Genomic DNA, 18,277 nt, shown 5'->3' with positions numbered 1-18,277 from the left:
CCGCCCCGCGCCCGCTGGTCCGCAGCCGGTGGCCGTACCGCCGGAGCAGATCCGGCACCACCCGCGGCCCCCGCCGCACCCCGCACCCCGCACCCCGCACCCCGCACCCCGCACCCCGCACCCCGCACCCCGCACCCCGCACCCCGCACCCCGCGGGCCTCCGTACCCGAACCACCCCGAATCATCCCGAACTATTCGAAACCATTCCGAATAACCCCCCGACGGTTTCCGAACCGCCGACACCGACCGGAAGGCACCCATGTCCGCCGCCCCACCCCCGAGTAGCCCCGTCAGGAGGGCCGGTGCCCGCGAATGGGCCGGGCTCGCCGTCCTGGCCCTCCCCACCCTGCTCATCTCCCTCGACCAGAGCGTGCTCTTCCTCGCCCTGCCGCATCTCGCCGAATCCCTTGCGCCCAGCGGCAGCCAGACGCTGTGGATCATGGACATCTACGGCTTTATGATCGCGGGCTTCCTGGTCACGATGGGGACGCTCGGCGACCGCATCGGCCGCCGCAGGCTGCTGATGACCGGCGCCGTCGCCGTCGGCGCCACCTCCCTGCTGGCCGCCTTCGCCACCAGCGCCGAAATGCTGATCGTCTCCCGGGCCCTGCTCGGCGTTGCCGCCGCGACCCTGATGCCCTCCACGCTCTCGCTGATCAGCAACATGTTCAAGGACCCGCTCCAGCGCGGCCGGGCGATCGCCGTCTGGGCCTGCTGCTTCATGGGCGGCACCGCGCTCGGGCCGGTCGTGGGCGGCATCATGCTGGAGTACTTCTGGTGGGGCTCGGTCTTTGTCCTGGGCGTCCCCGTGATGCTGATCCTGCTGGTCGCGGCCCCTCTGGTACTCCCCGAGTACCGGGACCCGGACGGCGGGCGGATCGACCTGCCGAGCGTGTTCCTCTCACTCGCCGCCATCCTGCCGGTGATCTACGGGCTCAAGGAGAGCGCCCGCCACGGCTGGGAGCCGGCCGCCGCGGCCGCGATCGCCGCCGGTCTCGTCTTCGGCGCGCTCTTCGTCGCCCGGCAGCGCGGGCTGAGCCATCCGCTGCTGGACCTCGGGCTGTTCCGGCACCGGGCCTTCACCTTCGCCCTGCTGGTCCTGCTGCTCACCATGGCCGGGATGAGCGGGATGTATCTCTTCATCACCGGCTTTCTGCAGATGGTGGAGGGACTGTCGCCGTTCGAGGCCGGTCTGTGGATGGTGCCGTCCGCGCTGGCGTCCATCGTCTCCGCGACCCTGGCGCCCACCCTGGCCAGGAGGCTGCCGCTGGGCACCGTCATCGGCGGGGGGCTCGCGCTGACCGCGGTGGGCTATCTGCTGCTCGCCTTCGTCGACCCGGCGGGCGGCTTCCCTCTGCTGATCGCCGGATTTGTGATCGGCTTCTTCGGGACCGGCCCGATCGGAGCCCTCGGGACCGATCTGGCGGTCGGCACCGCGCCGCCGGAGAAGAGCGGCTCGGCGGCCTCCCTGAACGAGACCAGCGGAGAGTTCGGGGTCGCCTTCGGCCTCGCCGCCTTCGGCAGCCTCGGCGGTGCGCTGTACAGCGGCGGGGTCGAGGTACCGGACGGGCTGACCGGGGAGCAGGCGGAAGCGGTGCGCGGCAGTGTCGAGGGCGCGCTCGCCGTCGCGGCCGGTCTTCCCGGCGGCGCTGCCGACGAGGTGCTGGCCGCGGCCCGTGAGGCGTACGTCGGTGGACTGAACACGGTCGGTCTGGTCTGTGCCGTACTGGCGGTGGCCACCGCGCTGGTCGCCGCGACCGCGCTCCGCGGGGCCGGCCCGGCGGCCGCGACCGCGGCGGACAAGGAGGCCGGGGGCGGCAGCGGGCAGGACGGCACCCCGGCGGACGGCCCGCATCCCGAACCCACCGGCGCCGCCCGCGGCTGAGCCGCCGGCCCGCCCGGGTCGGAGCCGTATCGCGAAAGGGGCGGGGCCGGACCCCCAGAGGGTCCGGCCCCGCCCCTTTCGCGGACCGTGACGCGGCGGCTACGCCCGCGCCGGACGCAGCCTCCGCCGCTCCGGCTCCCGTACCGGCACCTTCGGCAGCCGGTGCGGCAGCGCCTGGTACCAGAGGTACGAGAGCAGGAAGCCGAAGCCGAGGCAGAGCACGCCGCCCACCGCGTCCAGCCAGAAGTGGTTCGCCGTCGCCACGATCACCACGAGGGTGGCGACCGGGTACAGCAGGCCGAGGATCTTCGCCCAGGGCGCCTTGGCCACCGCGAAGATGATCAGCCCGCACCAGAGCGACCAGCCGATGTGCATCGACGGCATCGCCGCGTACTGGTTGGACATGTTCTTCAGATCGCCCGAGGCCATCGAGCCCCAGGTCTCGTGCACCAGGACGGTGTCGATGAAATTGTGCCCCTCCATCAGCCGAGGGGGAGCGAGCGGATACAGGTAGTAGCCGACCAGGGCGACCGCGGTGGTGGCGAAGAGCACCAGCCGGGCCGCCGCGTACCGCCCCGGATGCCAGCGGTAGAGCCACACCAGCACGCCGATGGTCACGACGAAGTGCAGCGTGGCGTAGTAGTAGTTCATCGTCACGATGAGCCATGTCACGGAGTTCGCCGCGTGATTGACCGCATGCTCGAAGTCGAGCCCGATGGCCCGCTCGAAGCCCAGGATCCAGTCCGCGTTCTTCAGGGCCTGGGTCTTCTGCTCCGGTACGGCATTGCGGATCAGCGAGTACGTCCAGTAACTCACCGCGATCAGCAGGATCTCGAACCAGATGCGCGGGCGCCTCGGCGACCGCAGCTCCTTGAACCGCGCGAAGCGCGAACGCGCAGGTCCGGCGGGCTCTTCCGCCATGGGTGACGGGGTGGCCGTCCGGCCTTCCAGTGTCTTCACGGTCGTTTCACCCATGGAACGAGAGTCTGCCAGATTCGCGCCCACCGACCGATCATCCCTCGGTCCCGTTCAGGGCGCACGCTCTCCACCCTGCGGACGACACCACGGAGCGTATCCCGGAGGGGACGGCCCTGGTCAGGAACGCCCGCCCGGCCCCGGTACGGAGGCCGTCGAGCCCCGTACGACCAGTTCAGGCATGAAGACGAACTCACTGTACGCGGCCGAAGCGGAACCGGGAGCGCTGGGGGGCAGGTTTCCGGAGATCTCCTCCAGCAGGGTCCGGACCGCGGCTTGCCCCATCGCGGGGACCGGCTTGCGGACCGTCGTCAGCGGGGGATCGGTGAAGGCGATCAGCGGGGAGTCGTCGAAACCGACGACGGAGACGTCGTCCGGCACTTCGAGCCCCCGTCGGCGGGCCGCTCTGACCGCCCCCAGGGCCATCATGTCGCTGGCGCAGACCACGGCGGTGCACCCCCGGTCCAGCAGGGCCGAGGCGGCGGCCTGGCCGCCCTCCAGCGTGTACAGGGAGTGCTGGATCAGTTGCCCGGTGACGGTCTCCGCGTCCAGGCCGAGCTGCTCCCGCATCGCCTCGGTGAAGCCTTCGATCTTCCGCAGCACCGGGACGAAGCGGAGCGGCCCCAGCGCCAGCCCGATCCGGCTGTGCCCCAGCGACACCAGATGGGTCACCGCGAGCCGCATCGCCGCCCGGTCGTCCGGGGAGATGAACGGCGCCCGCACCTTCGGCGAGTAGCCGTCGACCAGGACGAAGGGGACCCCCTGGGCCCTCAGTTGTTCATAGCGCTGGGTGTCGGCGGTGGTGTCCGCATGGAGGCCGGAGACATAGATGATGCCCGCGACCCCCCGGTCCACCAGCATCTCCGTCAGCTCGTCCTCGGTGGACCCGCCGGGGGTCTGGGTGGCGAGCACCGGGGTGTAGCCCTGGCGGGTCAGCGCCTGCCCGATCACCTGGGCCAGCGCCGGGAAGATCGGGTTCTCCAGCTCCGGGGTGATCAGGCCGACCAGGCCCGCGCTGCGCTGGCGCAGTCGTACGGGGCGTTCGTAGCCGAGGACGTCCAGTGCGGCGAGGACGGCCTGGCGGGTGGTCGCGGCGACGCCGGGCTTTCCGTTGAGAACCCGGCTCACCGTCGCTTCGCTGACCCCCGCCTGGGCCGCTATGTCTGCCAGTCGTGCGGGTGCGGTCACGGGATGGGACTGTACCGGGCGCATCTCAGACTGCCCACCACACGCAGGTCCCGGCCGGGACGCGGACCGTGGAGCCGGTGGCGTCCAGGGGGGCCGAGGAGAGCAGCGGACGGCCCGGCGCCGGGATCTCCACGGCCTCTTCGAGGGTGTTCAGGGTGCAGACGAAGCCGGGCCTGGCGAAGGCCAGTACGCCGGCGGGCGCGGGCCGCCACTCCATCGCGCCGTCGCCGAGGCCGGGCAGCTCCCTGCGGTGGGCGAGCGCCGAACGGTACAGCTCCAGGGTCGAGCCGGGGACGCCGGTCTGCGCCGCCACCGAGAGGCCCGCCCACTCCCCGGGCTGGGGCAGCCAGCTGCCGCCGGGCCCGAAGCCGTACGGAGCGGTGCCGCCCGACCAGGGGATCGGCACCCGGCAGCCGTCCCGCAGTCCGTCCTGGCCGTCGCCGCGGAAGAACGCCGGGTCCTGGCGGACCGCGTCCGGCAGCTCCGTCACCTCCGGCAGGCCCAGCTCCTCGCCCTGGTAGAGATAGGCGGACCCGGGCAGTGCCAGGGTGAGCAGCGCCGCCGCCCTGGCCCGCCGCAGACCGCGCTCCCCGCCGCCGTACCGCGTGGTGTGGCGGACGACGTCGTGGTTGGAGAGGACCCAGGTGGTGGGGGCGCCCACCGATCCGGTGGCCGCCAGGGAGTCGTCGATGACCTCGCGCATCGCGGCCGCGTCCCAGTCGCAGGTGAGGAACTGGAAGTTGAACGCCTGGTGGAGCTCGTCGGGGCGGACATAGAGCGCGAGCCGCTCGGCGGTGGGCGCCCATGCCTCGGCGACGCCGATGCGCTGGCCCTCGTACCCGTCGAGCAGCCGCCGCCAGGAGCGGTGGATCTCATGGACCCCGTCCTGGTCGAAGAAGGGCAGCACCTGGGCGCCGATCAGCTTCGCCTGCTCCCGCAGCCCGATGTCCGGCAGCCCCTCGGCCTTGACCATGCCGTGCGCGACGTCGATGCGGAAGCCGTCGACGCCCAGGTCCAGCCAGAAGCGGAGGATCGACTCGAACTCCTCGCGGACGGCGGGGTGGTCCCAGTTGAGGTCGGGCTGCTCGGAGGCGAAGAGATGCAGATACCAGTCCCCGGCGGTCGTCCGGGTCCAGGCGGGTCCGCCGAAGACGGACTCCCAGTCGTTCGGCGGCAGCTCGCCGTCCTCGCCCCGGCCCGGGCGAAAGTGGTAGAGCGCGCGCTCGGGCGCTCCGGGGCCGCCCTCGACGGCGGCGCGGAACCAGGCGTGCCGGTCGGAGGTGTGGTTGGGCACGATGTCGACGATCACCCGCAGCCCCAGCCGGTGGGCCTCGGTGATCAGATCGCCGGCGTCCCGGAGGTCGCCGAAGAGGGGGTCGACGGAGCGGTAGTCCGCGACGTCGTATCCGCCGTCGGCCTGGGGGGAGGCGTAGAACGGGGTGAGCCAGACGGCGTCGACGCCGAGCCCGGCGAGATGGGGGAGGCGCTCGCGGGCGCCGCGCAGATCGCCGATCCCGTCGCCGTCGCTGTCCGCGAACGAGCGCACGTACACCTGGTAGATGACGGCGTCCCGCCACCAGTCCGCCGGGGGTTCGGCGGACCGGTCGCGAAGGGTGGGAGCAAGCTCCTGGGTCATGTCGTTCCCTTGAAGGTCGTCACTGGCGCGGTGCGTTGCCGGTGTGGCGCACTGCTGGTGCTGGTGCTGGTGCTGGTGCTGGTGCTGGTGCTGGTGCTGGTGCCGGTGCTGGTGCCGGTGCGGTGCGCCGCCGGGAGGGCGCGCCGTCCGAACTGTCAAAGCTTGGGGTGATCTATAAGTAATTGGTGGCATCTGCGGCATGTACAGGGCTGTTCTGCCCCCTATGTCGATGGTCAACGCGCATCCTCATGGCGTGGATACGCCACTTCGGGCCGTGGTTCCGGTGGATCGCGCCGGAGCCACGGCCCGGGGCCGTCAGCCCTTGGTGCCGCCCGCGGTCAGACCGGCCACCAGATGCCGCTGGGCGAAGAAGAACAGCAGCCCCGCCGGGAGCATGATCAGCACCGAGGCCGCGGTCATCAGCCCCCACTCGGCGCGGTGCGGTCCGACGAAGGTCTGGAGACCGACGGCCAGCGTGTACTTGCCCTCGCTGCTGAGGAAGGAGGTGGCGAAGGCGACCTCGCTCCAGGCGGTCAGGAACGTGTAGAACATGGTGACCGCCAGGCCCGGCCGGGCCAGCGGGACGATCAGCCGCCAGAAGGTGCCGAACGGGGTGAGCCCGTCCACCCGGCCCGATTCGTCGATCTCCACCGGGACGGTGTCGAAGTACCCCTTCAGCATCCAGGCGCAGAACGGCACGGACACCGAGCAGTAGGTGATGATCAGCCCGCCGTAGCTGTCCAGCAGCTTCAGCTCGCCCAGGATGTTGTAGAGCGGCACGATCAGCACCGCCACGGGGAACATCTGGCAGATCAGGAAGGTCCACATCAGCGATTTGTGGCCGGGGAACCTCATCCGGGAGACCGCGTAGCCCGCGCTGGCCGCGATCAGCACACCGACCAGCATGGTGCCGCCCGCGATGATCACGGAGTTGAGGAACCAGGTACTGAACTCGGTCTTCCCCAGCAGATGGGTGTAGTTGGCGAGGGTGAACCCCTCCAGCTCCATGGGGTGCGTCCAGCCGTTCTCCCCGCGCAGCGACACCAGGACGATGAACACGATGGGGAAGAGCGCGATCAGGGACGCGCAGACCAGGGTGGTGTGGAGCGCGGCCGACGAGAGGCGGGACCGCTCGCCCCGGCGCCGTACCGCCGGACGCGGTGTCTCCCCGGCCCGGGCCCCGGCCGTCCGTACGGTGCCGGTCGCCGCCCCGGCGGCCTCGGTGCTGCTGCTCACTTGGCGGCCTCCTGACGGTTGAGCATGCCGCGGTAGAACACGGAGAAGACCAGGAGCAGCGAGAGGATCACGATGCCGTACGCGGCGGAGCCCGCGTAGTCCCGCACTCCCTGGAAGGCCAGCCGGTAGGCGTAGGTCACCAGGATCTCGCTCTCGGTGCCGCCGGCCTGTCCGATCACCAGATAGATGATGGGGAACATATTGAAGGTCCAGATGGTCCCCAGCAGCACGATCGTGGTGCTGACCGGCCGCAGCCCGGGGAGCGTGACATGGACGAACCGCTGCCAGGGCGTGGCACCGTCCATCTCGGCGGCCTCGTGCAGTTCGCGCGGTACGGACTGGAGCCCGCCCAGGATGGCGACCATCATGAACGGCACGCCCAGCCAGGTGTTGACCACGATCACCGACAGCTTCTGGACAAACGGATCGCCCAGCCAGTCCACCGGGGCCATGCCGATCTTCCCCAGCAGCGCGTTCAGCACCCCGTTGTCGGTGTTGTACATCAGCTTCCAGGCGAACGCGGCGACGAACGCGGGCACCGCCCACGGCAGCACCAGCAGCACCCGGTAGAGAGAGCGGCCGCGCATCCGCCGGTTGAGCAGCAGCGCCAGCCCGAGGCCGATGCCGTAGTGGAGCACCACACAGCTCAGCGTCCACAGGACCGTCCAGGTCAGCCGGGGGTAGAAGGAGCCCTCCCGGCCGGAGAGGATGTTCCAGTAGTTCTCCAGGCCGACGAAGGTGTACGTCGACGGGACGGAGAAGTCGCCGATGGTCCGCCCGATATTGGCCTCGTTGGCGTCCGTGAAGGAGAGGTAGATCCCCCGGCCCAGCGGATAGCCGACGAGCACGCCGAGGACGACGACCACGGGCAGGACCATGGCCCAGGCGTACCAGTGGGTGCTGAAAGACCGTCTGGCCTTGAGTATCAGGGTGCTCATCTCTCTCCGTACGTCGTCCCTGCGGGCCCGGGGTGTGCGGCGGGCCCCCGCGCGGCCGGGCGGCGGGGGCTCACGGGCCGCGGTCAGCCGATGGCGTAGTCCTTCAGGAGCTTGGAGTTCCACTCCTTCGCGAGGGCGTCCAGGCCCTCCTTCGGCGAGGCGTCGCCGCGCAGCACCTTCACGTAGTGCTGGTCGAAGGCGACGAAGAGGTCACCGACGCCGGGGATCACCGGACGGGACTTCGCGACCGCCAGTGCCTGCTGGAAGGCCTTCTTCGCCGGGTCGGCGGTGACCGCCGGGGTGTAGGCGGACTTCCGGGTCGGCAGGGTGTTGATCTCCTTGGCCGTCAGCTCCTGGTTCTGGGCGGAGGCCATGAACTTCACGAAGAGGTAGGAGGCGTCCTTGTTCTTCGAGCCCCGGTAGACGGAGTAGTTGTGGCCGCCGATCGGGGCCGCGGCCGTCCCGGAGGGGCCGGCCGGGATATTGGCGATGCCCAGGTTGTCCTTGGTCTTGAACGCCTTGCCGGTGTAGTCGTCGGAGACCGACCACGGACCGTTGATCACCATGGCGATCCGGCCGTCCTTGAAGGACGTCTGGGCCGCGACATAGCCGTCGGTGGAGGCCGGCTTGAGGGCCACGTCGGACTGCGCCAGCTTCAGTGCCGTCTCCATGCCCTTGACCGCGCCCGCGGAGTTCACGGTGATCTTCTTGCCGTCGACGTCGAGCATGTCGGCGCCCTCGCCGTAGAGGAACGGCAGCGAGAAGTAGCCCTCGGGGTTGAGCTGGGTGCCGGTGACACCCGTCTTCGCCTTGATGGTCTTCGCGGTGGCGATGAACTCGTCCCAGGTGGCCGGGGGCTTGGCAATCCCCGCCCTGGCGAAGATCTCCTTGTTGTAGAGGAGCGCCAGGGTGTCGGTGACCTGCGGTACGCCGACGGTCTCGCCCTTCCACTTGGCCGTGGACAGCGGGCCGGGCAGGAAGTCCGCGGCGTTGTCGAGGGCGGGGGTGCCGTCCAGCGGCTGGAGATAGCCCAGATTGGCGAACCCGGCGGACCAGCCGACATCGGTACGGATCACGTCCGGCGCGCCCTTGCCGTTCTGGGCGGCGGTCTTGAACTTCTGCTCCGCCTGGTCGAAGGAGACCGAGGTGCGGTTCACCTTGATCTTCGGGTACTCCTTCTGGAAGGCCGCGACGAGCTTGTCGTACGTCGGCCCCTCGGCCTCGTTCGACGTGTCCCACCAGGTGATCGAGCCGGAGACGCTCTGCGGGTCCTCGGCCGCCTTGCGGCCGCTGCTGTCGCCCGATCCGCCGCCGTCGCCGCCGCAGGCGGTCGCCGTCAGAGCCAGTACGCCCGCGATCGCGGCGGCCGTCATGCCCTTGCGCATCATGAACTCCTCATTGAGGTCAAGGCCCCGCCAGTCCTCAACGGGCCGGGCTGCTGCGGCGTGAAGCTAACAGTCCTGCAAGACCTTGCGAAAGGTCTTGCAGAAAGAAAACAGCCAGATTTCCAGGTTGTGACCTCCCTGTGTCCTACGGATTTCGTAGAGACACCGGGATCAAGCCGCAAGGTCTTGACCGCAGTTCCGGCCATCTCCTAGCGTCGGCCGCCGTGCGCACCGGAGTTGTTGCAAGAACCCTCAGCTCCTTGCAGCAACCGGGTACAGGGTTCCGTACCGGGTACCGGCGCGCGCACGGCCCCGGCGGCCCGGCCGCCGACACAACCGAGGAGATAAGACGTGCTCCGCAGCAGACGCACCCGCCACGGCACCGGCGGACGGAGGCGCGGCGTCGTCGCCGTCCTCGCCGGCGCCCTGTGCGCCGGACTCCTGCCCACCGCTCCCGCGCTCGCCGCCCCCGCGGCCGGGCCCCGCGCCCCGAAGCCGCCCTCCGACGCCTCGCTCGCCGCGCAGCCCGCCCGCCACGACGCCACCCGCGAGCAGTTCTACTTCGTCCTGCCCGACCGCTTCGCCAACGGCGACCGGGCCAACGACCGCGGCGGACTCACCGGCTCCCGGCTCGACCACGGCCATGACCCCGCCGACAAGGGCTTCTACCACGGCGGCGACCTCAAGGGCCTGACCCGGAAGCTCGACTACATCAAGGGCCTCGGCACCACCGGCATCTGGCTCGCCCCGATCTTCAAGAACAAGCCCGTCCAGGGCAGCGGTAAGGATGTTTCCGCGGGCTACCATGGCTACTGGATCACCGACTTCACCCAGGTCGACCCGCACTTCGGCACCAACGCCGACCTCACCGCACTGATCGACAAGGCCCATGCCAAGGGCATGAAGGTCTACTTCGACGTCATCACCAACCACACCGCCGACACCGTCGACTACGCCGAGAAGGAGTACGGGTACCGGCCCAAGGGCGCCCACCCCTACCTCGACCGCACCGGCCGTCCCTTCGACGACACCGACGGCGTCCCGAAGGACGTGGGTACGGACTCCTCCCCGTACACCCCCGTCCCCCGCGACCGGGACAAGGTCCCCGCCTGGCTCAACGACCCCCGGATGTACCACAACCGCGGGGACTCCACCTTCGCCGGTGAGAGCGGTGAGCACGGCGACTTCGCCGGTCTCGACGACCTCTGGACCGAACGCCCCGAGGTCCGCCGCGGTATGGAGCGCATCTACCAGCGGTGGGTGAACGACTTCGGGATCGACGGATTCCGTATCGACACCGTGAAACACGTCGACATGAAGTTCTGGACCGAGTGGGCCACCGCCCTCGACGCCTTCGCCGCGAAGCGCGGCCGCCCCGACTTCTTCATGTTCGGCGAGGTGTACTCCGCCGACCCGGCCGTCACCGCCCCCTATGTCACCCGCGGCAGGCTGGACTCCACCCTGGACTTCCCCTTCCAGGACGCGGCCCGCGCCTATGCCTCCCAGGGCGCCCCCGCCTCCCGGCTCTCCGCCGTCTTCGCCCAGGACCACCGCTACACCACCGACAAGGCCAACGCCTACGGCCAGGTCACCTTCCTCGGCAACCACGACATGGGCCGGATCGGCACCTTCCTCCGCCAGGACCGCCCCGGCGCCACCGACGCCGAACTCGTCCGGCGGGCCCGGCTCGCCAACGAGCTGATGTTCCTGGTCCGCGGCAACCCGGTGGTCTACTACGGCGACGAACAGGGCTACACCGGCAACGGCGGCGACAAGGACGCCCGCCAGACCCTCTTCGCCTCCACCACCCCCGACTACCTCGACGACGACCAGCTCGGCACCGACCGCACCCACGCCGCCGACGCCTACGACCCCGGCCACCCGCTCTACCGGTCCATCGCGCAGCTCTCGAAGCTCACCCGCGAACACCCCGCGCTCCGCGACGGCGTCCAGGAGGAGCGGTACGCCGAAGGCTCCGTCTACGCCTTCTCCCGTACCGACGCGAAACGGCCCCACGAATATCTGGCCGCCCTCAACAACGGCACCGCACCGAAGACCGTCCGGCTGACCACCGGCTCCCCGGACACCGTCTTCCGCACGATCCACGGCAACGGCAACGGCAACGGCAACGGTGACGGCACCGGGGCCACCGTCCGCACCGGCGCCGACGGCACCGCGACCCTCACCGTCCCCGCCCTCTCGGCGCTGGTCCTGCGCGCCGACACCCCGCGCCCGGCACCCGCCGCCAAGCCCGTGATCAGCCTGAAGGACCCCGCCGCCGGAGCCACCGGCACCGTCGAGATCTCCGCCGACGCCGACGGCGGCCCCCTCGGCCGGGTCGTCTTCGCCGCCCAGCGCGGCAATGAACCCTGGCAGGTCCTCGGCACCGCCGACCGGGCCCCCTACCGGGTCACCCAGTACCTCGGCGCCGACACCCGGGCCGGTACCCCGCTCCGCTACAAGGCCGTCGTCGTCGACGCCCGCGGCCGTACCGCGAGCGCGCTCGGCTCCACCACCGCCGGAGCCGTACCCCCGCCCGCGAAGCCCGTCGCGGTCGAACGGACCTACGCCGTCGTCCACTACCAGCGGCCCGACGGCGACTACGACGGCTGGGAACTGGTCGCCAACGGCACCCGCGCCCCCTTCACGGGACGCGACGCCTACGGAGCCTTCGCCTGGATCCGCCTCCCCGAAGGCGCCTCCGCACTCCCGTACACCGTCGAGAAGAACGGCACCGCCGACGGCCCGCAGCGCACCGTCCCGCTCGCCCGCACCGGCCAGGTATGGATCGCCCAGGGCAAGGACGGCCAGTCCGACACCGCGCCCGCCGGGGTCTACCCGCCGCAGGACCGGACCAAGGCGCTCATCCACTACCACCGCCCCGACGGCGACTACGACGGCTGGGGCCTGCACACCTGGACCGGCGCCGCCAACCCCACCGACTGGGCGAAACCACTGATGCCGGTCCGCAAGGACTCCTACGGCGTCACCTTCGAAGTGCCCCTCGCGCCCGGCGCTGGCACGCTGAGCTACATCATCCACAAGGGGGATCTCAAGGACCTCCCCGACGACCAGTCACTCGACCTCACCGCCCACGGCCACGAGGTCCGGCTCCTGGCGGGCCGCCCCGGCCATCTGCTGCCGCAGGCCGGCGCCGCCCCGCAGCTCGACCTCGGCAAATCCGAGGCCCAGTGGATCGACCGCACCACCGTCGTCTGGAAGACGAAGACCACCGCCGCGGCAAGCCGGCAGCTCGTGTACGCGGCCGGGAAACCGATCACCGTCGAGAACGGCGCCCTCACCGACGAGGGCCGCTGGCTGCGGCTGCGGCCGGGCACCCTCACCGACGCCCAGAAGGCGAAGTTCCCCCACCTCGGGGACCATCCGGCGTTCACCCTCGACCCGCGTGACCTGCGCCGGGTACCCGAAGCCCTGCGCGGACAGCTGATCGCCACCCAGCGGACCGCGTCCGGCGCCCTGCTCGCCGCCACCGGCGTCCAGACCGCCGGGGTGCTCGACGACCTGTACGCGGCGAACGCGAGCCGCGCGGCCCTCGGCCCGGTCTTCGGGAAGAACGGCGTCACCCTCTCCGTCTGGGCGCCCACCGCCCGTACCGTCTCCCTCGAACTCGACGGCCGTACGGTCCCGATGCGCCGTGACGACACCTCCGGCGTCTGGTCGGTCACCGGCCCCCGCGCCTGGACCGGCAAGCCGTACCGCTACCGGGTCGCCGTCTGGGCCCCCACCGTCCGGAAGAACGTCGTCAACCTGGTCACCGACCCCTACTCCACCGCCCTGACCACCGACTCCGCCCGCAGCCTCGCCGTCGACCTCAGGGACCCGGCACTCGCCCCCAAGGGCTGGCAGGCCCTGAAGAAACCGGCCGCCGTACCCCTCGCGGACGCCCGGATCCAGGAACTCCATATCCGCGACTTCTCCGTCGCCGACCGCACCGCGAAGCACCCCGGCACCTACCGCGCCTTCACCGAACGGCAGTCCGCCGGAATGAAGCACCTGTCCGGACTGGCCCGCAGCGGCACCACGTACGTCCATCTCCTGCCCGCCTTCGACATCGGCACGATCCCCGAACGGAAGAGCGACCAGCAGCGCCCGGACTGCGACCTCGCCGCCCAGGCCCCCGACTCGGAGAAACAGCAGGAGTGCGTCGCCGCGAGCGCCGCGAAGGACGCGTACAACTGGGGCTACGACCCGCTGCACTACACCGTCCCCGAGGGCTCCTACGCCACCGACCCCGAAGGCACCCGGCGCACCGTCGAGTTCCGCGAGATGGTCGCCGCCCTCAACGGCACCGGACTGCGGACCGTGATGGACGTCGTCTACAACCACACCGTCGCCGCCGGACAGTCCGACAAATCGGTCCTCGACCGCATCGTGCCCGGCTACTACCAGCGGCTCCTCGCCGACGGCAGCGTCGCCACCTCCACCTGCTGCGCCAACACCGCCCCCGAGAACGCGATGATGGGCAGGCTCGTCGTCGACTCGGTGGTCACCTGGGCCAGGGAGTACAAGGTCGACGGCTTCCGCTTCGACCTCATGGGCCACCACCCCAAGGCCAATATGCTCGCCGTCCGCAAGGCCCTCGACGCCCTCACCCCCGAGCGCGACGGAGTCGACGGTAAGAAGATCCTCCTCTACGGCGAGGGCTGGAACTTCGGCGAGATCGCCGACGACGCCCGCTTTGTCCAGGCCACCCAGAAACATATGGCCGGAACCGGCATCGCCACCTTCTCCGACCGGGCCCGCGACGCGATCCGCGGCGGCGGCCCCTTCGACACCGACCCCGGAGTCCAGGGCTTCGCCTCCGGCCTCTTCACCGATCCCAACCCGGCCGCCGACAACGGCACCCCGGAACAGCAGCGCGCCCGGCTCCTCCACTACCAGGACCTCATCAAGGTCGGACTCACCGGAAACCTCGCCGACTACACCTTCACCGACACCCGGGGCCGCCGGGTCAAGGGCTCCGAAGTCGACTACAACGGCGCCCCCGCCGGATACGCCCGGGACCCCGGCGACGCCCTCGCCTACTCCGACGCCCACGACAACGAGACCCTCTACGACGCCCTCGCCTTCAAACTCCCCCGGGACACCGCCCCCGCCGACCGGGCCCGGATGCAGGTGGTCGCGATGGCCGCCTCCCTGCTCTCCCAGGGCCCGGTGCTCTCCCAGGCCGGCACCGACCTGCTGCGCTCCAAATCGCTCGACCGCAACTCGTACGACAGCGGCGACTGGTACAACGCCATCCACTGGGACTGCCGCGACGGCAACGGCTTCGGCCGCGGCCTGCCGCCCGCCGCCGACAACAAGGACAAGTGGGAGTACGCCCGTCCACTGCTCCGCACCCCCGCCCTGGCCGCCGGGTGCGGCCCGGTCGAAGCCGCCTCCGCCGCCTACCGCGATCTGCTGACGATCCGCAGCACCGAGAAGGCCCTCGGACTGAGCACCGCACAGCAGGTCCAGGAGCAGGTCTCCTTCCCGCTGTCGGGACCGGACGAGACCCCCGGAGTGATCACCATGAAGGCCGGTGACCTGGTGGTCGTCATCAACGCCACACCCCAGCGGCAGCACCAGCGGGTGGCGCCCCCGGCCGGTACCGGCTACACCCTGCACCCGGTGCAGGCGGCCGGGTCCGACCGTACGGCGGCCGGCGCCTCGTACGAGAAGGAGTCCGGCACCTTCACCGTCCCGGCCCGGACCGTGGCGGTGTTCACCGCCCGCTGAGCCCCCGCGGGGCCGGTCATGCGCCCGGTCAATGCGGCCCGGTCACGCGGTCAGGAGTACGGACGAGGCCTGGGCCCCCGAGCGGGGGTCCGGGCCTCACCCGTACGCGGTGAGGGCCGGAGTGTCGCCGTGCCCGGCGGCCCCGGCTACCCAGGCCCCGGCTACCTCGGCGGCGGCACCGACGCCGGGGTGAGGCGCATCAGCCTGCTCAGCAGTTCGGAGACCGGCCCGTCGGCCGGCTCGTCCGCCAGCATCCCGGCGACGATCGCCGCCATCTCGTCGTCGTACGCCGCACTGACCGCGCACAGCGCCGCGAAATCGTGTACGAGCTGCCGCTCCAGCTCGGCCCGCGGGATCCGCCGGCCGTCCAGCCACTGGAGGGCCGTGGACTCGGCCAGCGACACCCAGGAACGGATCACCAGGGCCAGCCGCACCGGTGGTTCACCGATCCGCAGATGCGCCAGGATCTGTTCGTACGCCGCCTGCCGCACCTCGTCGATCATGGCGTTGGTGGTGGTCGAACCGGCCGCCGGGCCCCCGCGCATCAGCGCCGAGAACCCGGGGCCGTGCTCGTCGACGAAGTCGAAGTAGCGGCGCATCACCCGCAGCAGCCGGGCCCCCAGCGGGCCTTCGGGCGGCTCCCGGAACCGGTGCGCCAGATCGTCGGCCGCCCGGCGCAGCGCCGCCTCGTACAGGCTCTGCTTGCCGGGGAAGTAGTGGTAGACCAGCGGCCGGGAGATCCCGGCGGCGGCCGCGATCTCGTCGATGGACACCTCGTCGGGGGAGCGGGCGCTGAAGAGTTCCAGCGCCACACCGATCAACTGCTGTCTGCGCTCCTCGACGCCCATTCTTCGGCGTACCCCGGTCGTCATGGCCACCAGCGTACCCACTGGCACCCGTTCATCCGCTCATTCGTTCTAAAGGTCGAGTGTCAGTGCGGTGCCGTGGCAGCGGGAGACGCAGAGCAGCATGGCCCCTTCGCGTTCGGCGTCGGCGAGCAGGGTGTCCCGGTGGTCGACTTCGCCCGCCAGCACCCGCTGGGCGCAGGTGCCGCAGAAGCCCCGGCGGCAGGAGTACGGCAGCTCCGGCAGCACGGTCCGGACCGCGTCGAGCACACTCCGGCCGGGCTCCACGCGTACCGTCCGCCCCGAGCGGGCCAGTTCCACGTCGAAGGCGGTGTCCCCGGCGGCTGCCGCCCCCGGAGCCGCGGCGGTGAACCGCTCCCGGTGCGGTGTCCGTCCGGCGGGCAGCAGGGCGGCGACCGCGTCCGCCAGCTCCTCCGGGCCGCAGCAGTACACCGCGGTCTCCGGGGCCACCGAGGCCAGAAAGCCCAGCCCGGCCCGGCCGGTTCCGTCCCCGGCGGCCACCGCCACCCGGTGCCGGGAGCCGTCCGCGCGGGTGCGCGCACCACGGTGCGCTGGGCCGTTCCAGCCGGTTTCCGTGCCGGTGCCGGTGCCGGTGCCGGTGACCGCGTGCCCGTCCCCGCCGGTGCGCGCCGCGAACTCCGCGCTCTCCCTGAACTCCGTGCTTGCCGCGCACTCCGCCATCCCCTCGATCTCGTCGAGGAACGGCATCGCGGCCCGGCGGCGGCCGCAGTACAGCAGCCGCCAGTCGGCCCCGGCCGCCGCGGCCGCCCGCAGCATCGGCAGCAGCGGTGTGATGCCGATCCCGCCCGCGACGAAGAGATACGAGTCCGCCGCTACCAGCGGGAAGCGGTTCCGCGGGCCGCGCAGCCCGGCCTCCGCCCCCTCGGTGAGCACGTCGTGCACCTCGCGCGAGCCGCCCCGGCCGCCGTCGGAGGCCCCGATGAGCCGTACGGCAACGGTGTACCCGCTCCGGTCGGCCGGGTCGCCGCAGAGCGAGTACTGCCGGATCCGGCCGGACGGCAGCACCAGATCGATATGTGCGCCCGGCTCCCACGGCGGCAGCGCGGGCCCGCCGGGCACCGGCTCCAGCCGCAGCCGGACGACTCCTTCGGCCGGGACGGTCCGCCCGGCGACCACGACCCGGCGGGTGACGGTCGTCCCGCGCCCCGGCCGGTCCCGGCCGGACACCGGCTCCGTGAGGGCGGGCAGCGGCCAGAGCGGGGAGTCCGCGATCCGGCGGCGGGCCGCCCGCCGGGCGGCGAAGGCCGCTCCCGCGGCGAGGAACAGCGGCAGGGCGCGCGGGGGAGTCATTCCGGGCGGTCTCCGTCCGCGCCGCCGGGGCGGGGGAGGAGGCCGCCGTTGGCCCCGGGGGAGGCGGCCAGATAGGCGACGGCCTGGGCCGTACTGCCCTCCTGCGACGGATGGTACGAGCGGCCGAGATAGCGCGGCACCGACCGGAGCATGTCGCCCGTCGCGGGCAGGGTGCCCGCCCGCCCCGCTCGGTGGAACTGTGCGAAGGTCGCCCGGCCGCCGGTCAGCAGCGGATCCTTCGCCATGAAGAAGCGGGCGCCGCGCTGCCAGAGGAAGACCAGGGTGGCGAAGGCCGTCGCCCAGGTCCGCACCCGCCGCCGGTAGGAGCCGTCCAGATGGGTGAAGAGGTCGAAGGCGACCGAGCGGTGCTCCACCTCCTCGGCGCCGTGCCAGCGCAGCAGGTCGAGCATGACCGGATCGGCCCCGCGCCGGTCCAGTTCGGCGGCGTTGAGCACCCAGTCGCCGAGGAAGGCGGTGCAGTGCTCGATGGCGGCGATCAGCGCCACGCGTTCCAGCAGCCACCAGCGGCGGGCCCGGCCGGGCGGCAGCGTCCGGTCACCGAGCAGCTTCTCGAACATCCAGTCCACCTGGGCGGTGTACGGCGCGGGGTCGAGGCCCAGCTCCCGGAGGTGGGGGAGGACATCGTCATGGGCCTGCGCGTGGACGGCCTCCTGGCCGATGAAACCGGTGACGTCCGCGCGCAGCCGGTCGTCCCGGATCAGCGGCAGGGTCTGCCGGAAGACCTGCACGAACCAGCGCTCACCGGCCGGGAGCAGCAGGTGCAGGACATTGACGGTATGAGAGGCGAAGGGGTCCCCGGGCACCCAGTGGAGAGGGGTGCCGCTCCAGTCGAACGCCACTCTGCGGGGGTGCAGTTCGACCCGTTCGCCCTGCTCCTCGGGGTCGTCCCGCCCCGGGGCGTCCCGCCCGGGGTCGTGCCGCCCGTCCCGGGCCGCCGTGCCGGGCGCCGGGGAGCGGCCGGACCGCTCGGCCGCCCTGGTGGACCACGAGTACTCCGCCCGTTCCGGTGGCACGGGCCCGGGCCGCTTATTGGACATGGCGTCAATGTACTGACGGGTAAAGGGTGCTGGCCAGATCCGTGCGTGAGGAATCGGGGG

General features: G+C 71.5%; 12 protein-coding genes. 3 read left to right on the top strand and 9 right to left on the bottom strand.

The window, feature by feature from the left end; all coding sequences use genetic code 11:
* Positions 1–259: 259 nt before the first annotated feature.
* Positions 260–1,885, top strand: a complete 1,626-nt coding sequence (locus tag ACWDR0_RS15070) for an MFS transporter (RefSeq protein WP_456352107.1) — start codon at positions 260–262, stop codon at positions 1,883–1,885.
* 99 nt (positions 1,886–1,984) lie between these two features.
* On the opposite strand, the gene ACWDR0_RS15065 is transcribed toward ACWDR0_RS15070, so the two are convergent.
* The 3 genes from ACWDR0_RS15065 to ACWDR0_RS15055 form a co-directional block, all read right to left on the bottom strand.
* Complete coding sequence (locus ACWDR0_RS15065; protein WP_456352106.1) at positions 1,985–2,860, bottom strand: phosphatase PAP2 family protein; 876 nt, start codon at positions 2,858–2,860, stop codon at positions 1,985–1,987.
* A gap of 120 nt (positions 2,861–2,980) precedes the next feature.
* Positions 2,981–4,072: a LacI family DNA-binding transcriptional regulator gene (locus tag ACWDR0_RS15060; protein ID WP_456352105.1), complete on the bottom strand. Its 1,092-nt coding sequence runs from the start codon at positions 4,070–4,072 to the stop codon at positions 2,981–2,983.
* Position 4,073: 1 nt separating this feature from the next.
* A complete protein-coding gene (locus ACWDR0_RS15055) occupies positions 4,074–5,684 on the bottom strand; it encodes a glycoside hydrolase family 13 protein (protein ID WP_456352104.1) in 1,611 nt (536 codons plus the stop codon).
* 30 nt (positions 5,685–5,714) lie between these two features.
* Between ACWDR0_RS15055 and ACWDR0_RS15050 the strand changes: the two genes are divergently transcribed.
* A complete protein-coding gene (locus ACWDR0_RS15050) occupies positions 5,715–5,855 on the top strand; it encodes a hypothetical protein (protein ID WP_456352103.1) in 141 nt (46 codons plus the stop codon).
* 144 nt (positions 5,856–5,999) lie between these two features.
* Here the strand turns inward: ACWDR0_RS15050 and ACWDR0_RS15045 are convergent, their stop codons facing one another.
* The 3 genes from ACWDR0_RS15045 to ACWDR0_RS15035 form a co-directional block, all read right to left on the bottom strand.
* The gene (locus ACWDR0_RS15045) at positions 6,000–6,920 is read right to left on the bottom strand and encodes a sugar ABC transporter permease (protein WP_456352102.1); all 921 of its coding nucleotides are present in this window, start codon (positions 6,918–6,920) and stop codon (positions 6,000–6,002) included.
* Complete coding sequence (locus ACWDR0_RS15040; protein WP_456352101.1) at positions 6,917–7,858, bottom strand: carbohydrate ABC transporter permease; 942 nt, start codon at positions 7,856–7,858, stop codon at positions 6,917–6,919. The genes ACWDR0_RS15045 and ACWDR0_RS15040 overlap by 4 nt, the downstream gene beginning before the upstream one ends.
* An 83-nt stretch (positions 7,859–7,941) precedes the next feature.
* Entirely contained in the window at positions 7,942–9,243 is a 1,302-nt protein-coding gene (locus tag ACWDR0_RS15035; protein ID WP_456352112.1) for an extracellular solute-binding protein, read from the bottom strand.
* 426 nt (positions 9,244–9,669) lie between these two features.
* Here ACWDR0_RS15035 and pulA point away from each other — a divergent pair, with 426 nt between their 5' ends.
* A complete protein-coding gene (gene pulA / locus ACWDR0_RS15030; RefSeq protein ID WP_456352111.1) occupies positions 9,670–14,982 on the top strand; it encodes a pullulanase-type alpha-1,6-glucosidase in 5,313 nt (1,770 codons plus the stop codon).
* 161 nt (positions 14,983–15,143) lie between these two features.
* Here the strand turns inward: pulA and ACWDR0_RS15025 are convergent, their stop codons facing one another.
* The 3 genes from ACWDR0_RS15025 to ACWDR0_RS15015 are packed head-to-tail and all read right to left on the bottom strand — an operon-like array spanning position 15,144 to position 18,217.
* A complete protein-coding gene (locus ACWDR0_RS15025; protein WP_456352100.1) occupies positions 15,144–15,854 on the bottom strand; it encodes a TetR/AcrR family transcriptional regulator in 711 nt (236 codons plus the stop codon).
* Between the two features lie 45 nt (positions 15,855–15,899).
* Positions 15,900–17,159, bottom strand: coding sequence for a PDR/VanB family oxidoreductase (locus tag ACWDR0_RS15020; RefSeq protein ID WP_456352099.1), 1,260 nt, complete (start codon positions 17,157–17,159; stop codon positions 15,900–15,902).
* On the bottom strand, positions 17,156–18,217 hold the full coding sequence (locus ACWDR0_RS15015) for a metal-dependent hydrolase (RefSeq protein ID WP_456352098.1): 1,062 nt from the start codon (positions 18,215–18,217) through the stop codon (positions 17,156–17,158). Before ACWDR0_RS15015 ends, ACWDR0_RS15020 begins: the two co-directional genes overlap by 4 nt.
* Positions 18,218–18,277 lie beyond the last annotated feature (60 nt).

It is taken from the genome of Streptomyces sp. NPDC003691 (genome assembly GCF_053981115.1).
The sequence above is the reverse complement of the archived record's forward strand: the minus strand, read 5'-3'. Positions and strand labels throughout refer to the sequence as shown.

Excerpts from the sequence above, each read along its gene's own strand:
- ACWDR0_RS15070 (WP_456352107.1), top strand. The coding sequence starts at position 260 with ATGTCCGCCGCCCCACCCCCGAGTAGCCCCGTCAGGAGGGCCGGTGCC.
- ACWDR0_RS15065 (WP_456352106.1), bottom strand. The coding sequence starts at position 2,860 with ATGGGTGAAACGACCGTGAAGACACTGGAAGGCCGGACGGCCACCCCG.
- ACWDR0_RS15060 (WP_456352105.1), bottom strand. The coding sequence starts at position 4,072 with ATGCGCCCGGTACAGTCCCATCCCGTGACCGCACCCGCACGACTGGCA.
- ACWDR0_RS15055 (WP_456352104.1), bottom strand. The coding sequence starts at position 5,684 with ATGACCCAGGAGCTTGCTCCCACCCTTCGCGACCGGTCCGCCGAACCC.
- ACWDR0_RS15040 (WP_456352101.1), bottom strand. The coding sequence starts at position 7,858 with ATGAGCACCCTGATACTCAAGGCCAGACGGTCTTTCAGCACCCACTGG.
- ACWDR0_RS15035 (WP_456352112.1), bottom strand. The coding sequence starts at position 9,243 with ATGCGCAAGGGCATGACGGCCGCCGCGATCGCGGGCGTACTGGCTCTG.
- ACWDR0_RS15025 (WP_456352100.1), bottom strand. The coding sequence starts at position 15,854 with ATGACGACCGGGGTACGCCGAAGAATGGGCGTCGAGGAGCGCAGACAG.
- ACWDR0_RS15020 (WP_456352099.1), bottom strand. The coding sequence starts at position 17,159 with ATGACTCCCCCGCGCGCCCTGCCGCTGTTCCTCGCCGCGGGAGCGGCC.
- ACWDR0_RS15015 (WP_456352098.1), bottom strand. The coding sequence starts at position 18,217 with ATGTCCAATAAGCGGCCCGGGCCCGTGCCACCGGAACGGGCGGAGTAC.